The following is a 7,283-nucleotide window of genomic DNA, read 5'->3' as shown; positions in this document are numbered from 1 at the left end:
GGCCAGCAGGCCCAGCGCCAGGACCAGACCGAGGTTGTGGCCCATGCCGCTGCGCAGCAGCTGGCCGAGACCACCGGGCTCGGCCCGGCGGGCCGCCTCCTTCTCGACCCGGGCCGTGTCAGCCAGGGTGGCGGCATCCGTGGGGGTGTCGCTCATGCGACCTCTCCTTCCATCACGAGGTCCAGGACCTTCGACTCATCGATCTCGGTGGCGGGTCCCTCGTGGACGACGGAGCCCTCGCTGATGACGAGGACCCGATCAGCGAGACCGAGCACCTCCTCCACCTCGCTGGACACCACGACCACGGCGACACCTTCGTCGGCCAGGCGGCGGACGAGGCTGTAGATCTCGCTGCGTGCCCCGACGTCGACGCCCCGGGTGGGCTCGTCGAGGAGCAGCACCTTGCAGTCGCGCAGCAGCCACCTGGCGAGCACGACCTTCTGCTGGTTGCCGCCAGACAGGTTGCGGACCGGCCGGTCCACCCCGGCAGGACGTACGTCGAGCGAGCGGGTGAGCTCCTCGGCGGCGCGACGCTCGGCGGCGCTGTCCAGGAAGCTGGCCTTGGAGAACCGGCCCAGGGACGAGACCGTCACGTTGCGGTAGACCGCCTGGTCGAGCAGCAGCCCTTGGCTCTTGCGCTCCTCGGGAGCCAGGCCGACCCCGGCGGCGACCGCGGCACGGACCGAGCCGCGACGCAGCGGGCGACCGTTGACGGTGACCGTGCCCGTGGTCGGGCGGCGGGCGCCGTAGATGGTCTCCAGGATCTCCGAGCGGCCGGAGCCGACCAGACCGGCCAGACCGACGATCTCGCCGGCGTGGACGCGCAGGTCGACGTCGTGGAAGCGGTCACCGGAGAGGCCGCTGGCCTCGAGCACCGGCGTGGCGTCCCGACCGGGTGGCGTCGTGGGGCGGTCGGGGAAGACGTACTCGATCTCGCGGCCGGTCATCAGTGTGATCAGCTCCGAGGTCGGGGTCTCCGCGACCGAGAGTCCGGTGGCCACGGTGCGGCCGTCCTTGAGGACCGTGATCCGGTCGCCGATCTGCCGGATCTCATCCAGGCGGTGGGAGATGTAGATGATCGCGACGCCCTCCGCGGTGAGGCCGCGGACCACCCGGAAGAGGTTGTCGACCTCCTCCTGGTCGAGGACCGCGGACGGCTCGTCGAGGATGAGCAGCCGGGTGTCGTGGGACAGCGCGCGCGCCATGCTGACGATCTGCTGCCCTGCCGGGGAGAGGTCACCGACCAGCTTGTTCGGGTCGACCTCGCTGTGGCCGAGCCGGGCCAAGATCGCGCGCACGCGCTGGGTGGCCTCGGCACGACGGCTGAATCCGGCGGTGGCGAGCTCGTGACCCAGGAAGACGTTCTCGGTGACCGTGAGCCCCGGGACCAGGTCGAGCTCCTGGTAGATGGTCGAGATGCCCCGCTTCATGGCGGCGACCGGCGTGGTCAGCCGGACGGGCTCGCCCTCCCAGCGGATCTCCCCCTCGTCGGGCTGGTACGACGCGGAGAGCACCTTGATCAGGGTCGACTTGCCGGCACCGTTCTGCCCGAGCAGGCAGTGCACCTCACCCGCGCGGACGTCGAGGTCGACGCCGCCGAGAGCGAGCACGCCCGGGAACCGCTTCACGATCCCGGTCATCTGGAGCAGTACGTCACCCCCGCCTGCCCGGGCGGCGGGGCCGTCCGGCGACGGCTCAGGGGTCAAGGTCATCGGGTTCCTCCGTGCAGTTCGGCGAGAGCGGTGGGATCGGAGAGCAGCGGTTCGAGGGAGACCAGGGCGCCGCCGCGTACTGCTGCGGTCGGACCGAAGGCAGAGATCGCGACCTTGGTGCCACCGGTGCGCGGCGCGAGCACGTCGGCGGCGAGCCGGGTCTCGAGCGCCGGGAGCAGCCACTCGCCGAGCACGGCGAAGTAGCCACTGAGCACGACGGTGCCAGGGTTGAGCGTGTTGACCAGGACGGCGGCGCCGGCGCCGAGCCAGGCACCGACCTCGTCCAGCGCGGCCAGGGTGCGGCCGTCGGCGAGACGGGCGCGATCGACCAGGGTGGCGAGCCGCTCCTCCAGGGTCAGCGCGGGGTCGCGGACCGGATCGTCGGGGTCGGTCGCCGCGTCGAGCAGCGCCCGCAGGCCGACCGCGGTCTCCCAGCAGCCGGTGCGGCCGCAGCCGCAGAGGCGACCGCGGGGGTCGACGCGGAGATGGCCGATCTCCCCGGCCCAGCCGTGGCGGCCGCGGATCACCCGGCCGGCGCTGACGACCGCGCCGCCCAGCCCGACCTCGCCGTAGAGCACGACCATGTCGGCACGGTCGGCATCGCCGGGCTCGAGCTCGGCGGTGGCGGCGAGGGTGGCCTCGTTGGCCACCCGCACCTGAGGCACCGGCGGTACCGGCCCCACCGGTCCAGTCGTGGCGGCCAGCCTGCGGCGTACCTCCGCGGCGACGTCGATGTCGCGCCAGCCGAGGTTGGGGGCGAGCGTGACGAGCTCCGTGGTGGCGTCGACGAGACCGGCAACTCCGACGGTGATGCCGGTGACGGTCGCGCCGGCGGTCCGTGCCTCGGCGAGCGCGTCGGCGACCAGGTCGGCGACCTCGTCCAGGACGATCTCCGGGGGAAGGTTGCGGCCGTCGATGCCGCGGCGGGCCTCGGCGATGACGGATCCGGACAGGTCGACGGCGAGGACGGCGAGGTGGTCGACGTTGATCTCCGCGCCCACCCCGCACACTGCGCCACCGACGAGCCGGACCTGGACACCAGGACGGCCGGCACCACGTTGGCCGGCGCCCTCGCAGGAGACCAGCCCGAGCTCGGCGAGCTCGGCGACCAGCCCGGTCGCGACCGAGCGGGTCAGCCCGGTCTCCTCGGCCAGGCGGCCGCGCGAACGCGGCCCACCGTCGCGCAGGGACCTGAGCAGCAGACCGAGGCGCGCGGACCGGACGGCCGCCGGGTCGGCGGTCGCGGAGACCCGCACGGTGATGTCTGCGTCGCGCATGTGGCCTCCTGTCCGCGGTCATGATGGGGCGTTCACCGAAACCATCCTGTGATGGCAGTCACAGAACTCGGCGCCCGGGAGACAAACTAGTGACCGCCGACACGTTCTACAACCCCTTCACGGCGGTTTCTGCAAAGTTTGTGTCGTACTTTGAAAAGTTGTTGGACAAAGTACGGGAAAAGGGGGCACCCGACCGTGATCGGCCGGGTGCCCATCCAGATCGAACCGAGGGTCACTCGCTGGGAGCGATCACCACCTCGTCGCTTCCGGTGAGCGCCGGGATGTCTCCCTCACCCGGGTCGGTGTACTCAGCCACGAAGACGGCGTTCAGTTCATCCTGCTCGGGGTCGTGGCCACCAGGAACGGTTGTCGTGATCGAGCCGCTGCACCCGTTCGCCGTGGACTGCGGGTGACCGTGGTCGTCGTGCCCCAGGACGTACGTCACCGAGACCCGGTCGCAGTCGACCGCCTGGTCGTCGGACACCTCGACCTGGAACTGCACGGTGTCACCGAAGTGGAACGCCTCGCCGGGCGCGGGGCTGGTGGTCAGGGTGACCACCGGAACCTCGTTGCCGACGATCACGTCGACGTCCGCCGAGGCGTGCTTGCCACGCCCGATGCCACCCTTGTCCGTGACGGTCAGGGTAGCCCGGTAGACGCCAGGCTCCTGATACGTGTGCGTCGCGGTCTCGCCGGTCGCGTCGAAGGTGCCATCACCGTCGAAGTCCCACCGATAGGTCAGCTGGTCTCCGTCCGCGTCGGCGGTGCCGGCGCTGTCGAACGCAACGGTCAACGGCCCGTCGCCTGCCGTCTTGTCGGCAGTGATCACCGGCTTCGGAGTGTGGTTGCCACTTCGTGCGATGTAGTCGATCCGGGAGACCTGAGCCTCCTCGTTCTCGCTGAAGTACCCGTCGCCGTACTCGAGCATGTAGAGCGAGCCGTCCTTGCCGAACTCCAGGTCCATCACGTTGTCCGTGGCGAAGGAGGAGAGCACGGACTCGATGCCGGTCAACTCACCGTTGGCATCCAGACGCATGCCCTTGATGTAGTCGCGGGTCCACTCGGCGAGCAGGGGGACGCCGTCGTAGTACTGCGGCCACGCGCCCGACTGGGGCCCGGACGCCACGGACTTCTTGAAGTCGTACGCAGGTCCCGCCATCGGTCCGATACCGCCCTGGGTGCCGAGCTCGGGGAACTCCTCGGACTGGCCATAGGTGTACCAGACGGTCGGCTGTGTCACCGGCGGGAGCTGCGCGAGGCCGGTGTTGTGCCGCGAGTCGTTGACAGGCGCGTCGCAGTCGAACGCGGGGCCCGAGGTGCCGGTCGCGAAGTCGTAGTCGCGGTAGGGCATCTCCGCGGTCGCGCACAGCGGCCAGCCGTAGTTGGCCGGCTCGGTGACGACCGTCCACTTGCCCTGGCCCGCCGGACCACGGTCGGGGTTCGCCGAGCCGGCGTCGGGCGAGTAGTCGGCGACGTAGATCCGGTCGGTCTGCGGGTCGATCTCGATCCGGAACGGGTTGCGAAGGCCCATCGCGTAGATCTCCGGACGGGTCTTGTCGGTGCCCGGCGCGAACAGGTTCCCCGCGGGGACGGTGTAACCGCCGCCGGCCTTCGGCTTGATCCGCAGGAGCTTGCCGCGCAGGTCGTCGGTGTTGGCCGACGTACGCCGCGCATCGAAGGCCGGGCTGCGGCCCTCGCGGTCGTCGAGCGGGGCGTACCCGTCGGACTGGAACGGGTCGGTGTCGTCGCCGGTGGCGAGGATGAGGTTGCCCGCGGAGTCGAAGACGATGTCGCCGCCGACATGGCAGCAGCGTCCTCGGTCCACCGGTACGTCGATGACCTGCTGCTCGGTGGAGAGGTCGATCTTCCCGCGGGAGAACTGGTAGCGCGAGAGCCGGATCGCACCCTTGAACGGCTCGAAGTCGGCGGGGGTGCCGAACTCCGGGGCGTCACCCTCGTTGACATCCGGCGTGGCCGGATCGTCGACAGGGGTGTTCATCGGGGGCGAATAGTAGACGTAGACCCACTTGTTCGTGCGGCCGTTGTACCCGGGGTCCAGAGCGATGCTCTGCAGCCCCTCCTCGTCATGCTGATAGACGTCGAACTCGGCTGCGACGCTGTTGACACCTGTCTCGGCGTCGTTGAGCCACACCTTCCCGGCCCGGGTGGTGTGGAGGACGTCCCCGTCGGGCAGGACCGCTAGGTCCATCGGCTCACCGGGACGGTCGTTGAGGGTCACCTTCTCGAAGTCGGTGTCCGGCGGCGGGGCGCCCGTGGGGGCGGCGTCCGCGGACGTCGTGAGGGGGAGAACCAGGAGGCCGGAGACCACGGTGGTGGCGACGCTCCAGAGGGTGAATCTGCGCACGGTCCATCTCCTTCTCTCGCTGTCGTGGAAGGGAGCGAGATCGCTGGCGAACGTAGCGATGTGACGCCAGTCACGTCAAGTCAGTTTCTTACTTTCGCAAGATGTTTTCGAAAGATGAGACGATGACTTTGCCCTCGAAGCGGCACGAGGTGGGGTTACGCCTCTCCGCTGCTGGGCGCGTAGACGGAGGCGCTGATCAGATGAGCGGCGCCGATGACGCCGCCCTCGTCGCCCAGCTCGCTGAGCACGATCGGGAGGTTGCCGGTCGCCAGCGGCAGCGAGCGCCGGTAGGTCACGCTGCGGATCTCGGCGAGCAGACCGTGGCCCAGCTTGCTGACCCGGCCGCCGATGACGATGAGCCCGGGATTGAAGAACGACACCAGGCTGGCGAGCACCTGGCCGATGCGGTGACCGCTCTCGCGGATGAGCTGGACAGCATGGGCGTCGCCGCGAGCCACCGCGACGGCGATGTCCTCCGCGCTCAGCTCGCCCTTCTCCGCGAGCAGCTCGGCCAGCACCGGGGAGCGGCCGGAACGGGCCGCGGCGAGCGCCTCGCGAGCCAGCGCCGCTCCCCCGGAGAACGCCTCCAGGCAGCCGGTGTTGCCGCAGGCGCAGGTGGGCCCGAAGTCCTCGACCCGGATGTGGCCGATGTCGCCGGCACAGCCGTCGACACCGCGGTAGAGCTCTCCGTCGACGACGATCCCGCAGCCGATGCCGGTGCCGATCTTGACGTAGAGGAAGTCACGGGCGGTCCGGGCGACACCGGCGTGCTGCTCCCCCGCCGCGAGCACGTTCACGTCGTTGTCGAGCACGACCGGACAGCCCAGCTCCCGCGCGACCGCGTCCCGCACCGGGTAGCCGTCCCAGCCTGGCATGATCGGCGGCGACACCGAGACGCCGCGGTGGAAGTCGACTGGGCCGGGTACGCCGACGCCCGCGCCCATCGGCTCGGCGACGCCGTGGTCGTTCAGCAGCGCACGGACCTCGTCGAGCGCGGTCGCCAGCACCTTCTCCGGACCGCTGCGGATGTCGCACGCCCTGGTGCGAATCTCGATCACCGACAGCCGGCCGTCGGTGAGGCCGACGGACATGCTCGTGGCGCCGATCGAGATGCCGACGAACCGGATGTCCGGCGCCAGGTCGACCAGCGTCGAGCGCCGCCCGCCCCGGGAGGCCGCCGGGCCGACCTCGTGGGCCATGCCCAGCTCGGTGAGCCGGGCGACCTCGGCCGCGATCGTGGTGCGGGAGACGTTCAGCCGGTCGGCGAGCTGCACCCGTGAGAGGGGGCCCTCGTCACGGAGCTGAGCGAGCAGCCGTGCCTGCATGGAGGTCTCGGCCCGACCGGCGAGTGAGTGGCGCATACCGGCGATCCTGCCATGTGGCACGGGGAGTTAGTGGTCTGAGCCGATAGGTCGTCCCCGGTCCGTTGTCAGGGTGCGTACTGGGCAAGGCGCCCCTGCGAAGTCATACCGGGCGTCTTTCGAGCAGGGGCAACGCCGCCCAGTGCGTGCCATGGCGGCGGACCAGGGGCGAGATTGAGGCGATGACCACTAGCCCAGGAGCGCGTCGACGAAGGCCTCAGGGGTGAAGGGGGTCAGGTCGTCGGGGCCCTCACCGAGGCCGACGAGCTTGACCGGAACACCGAGCTCGCGCTGGACGGCGACGACGATGCCGCCCTTGGCGGAGCCGTCCAGCTTGGTCAGGACGATGCCGGTGACAGCGACGGCCTCGCTGAAGACGCGAGCCTGAATGAGGCCGTTCTGGCCGGTGGTCGCGTCGAGGACGAGCAGGACCTCGGTGACCGGGGTCTGCTTCTCGATGACTCGCTTGACCTTGCCGAGCTCGTCCATCAGGCCGGCCTTGTTCTGCAGCCGTCCGGCGGTGTCGACGATGACGGTGTCGACGCCGGTGTCGAGGCCCTCCTTGACG

The 7,283-nt window shown here is 70.3% G+C and carries 4 protein-coding genes and 1 pseudogene; all 5 read right to left on the bottom strand.

The features are described 5' to 3' along the window. Positions 1–152: 152 nt before the first annotated feature. On the bottom strand, positions 153–1,712 hold the full coding sequence (locus tag H5T77_RS25175) for a sugar ABC transporter ATP-binding protein (protein ID WP_292653353.1): 1,560 nt from the start codon (positions 1,710–1,712) through the stop codon (positions 153–155). Beyond that, positions 1,709–2,989, bottom strand: coding sequence for an ROK family protein (locus H5T77_RS25170; RefSeq protein ID WP_292653352.1), 1,281 nt, complete (start codon positions 2,987–2,989; stop codon positions 1,709–1,711). Before H5T77_RS25170 ends, H5T77_RS25175 begins: the two co-directional genes overlap by 4 nt. Before the next feature lie 232 nt (positions 2,990–3,221). After that, entirely contained in the window at positions 3,222–5,354 is a 2,133-nt protein-coding gene (locus H5T77_RS25165) for a PQQ-dependent sugar dehydrogenase (RefSeq protein ID WP_292653351.1), read from the bottom strand. A gap of 155 nt (positions 5,355–5,509) precedes the next feature. Further along, on the bottom strand, positions 5,510–6,715 hold the full coding sequence (locus H5T77_RS25160) for an ROK family transcriptional regulator (protein ID WP_292653350.1): 1,206 nt from the start codon (positions 6,713–6,715) through the stop codon (positions 5,510–5,512). Positions 6,716–6,904: 189 nt separating this feature from the next. Continuing rightward, positions 6,905–7,283: pseudogene (locus H5T77_RS25155) on the bottom strand (signal recognition particle-docking protein FtsY); the annotation flags it as partial.

Origin of the sequence: Nocardioides sp., assembly GCF_014360585.1 — a bacterium.
In the GTDB taxonomy this organism is placed as follows: Bacteria; Actinomycetota; Actinomycetes; order Propionibacteriales; family Nocardioidaceae; genus Nocardioides.
The sequence above is the reverse complement of the archived record's forward strand: the minus strand, read 5'-3'. Positions and strand labels throughout refer to the sequence as shown.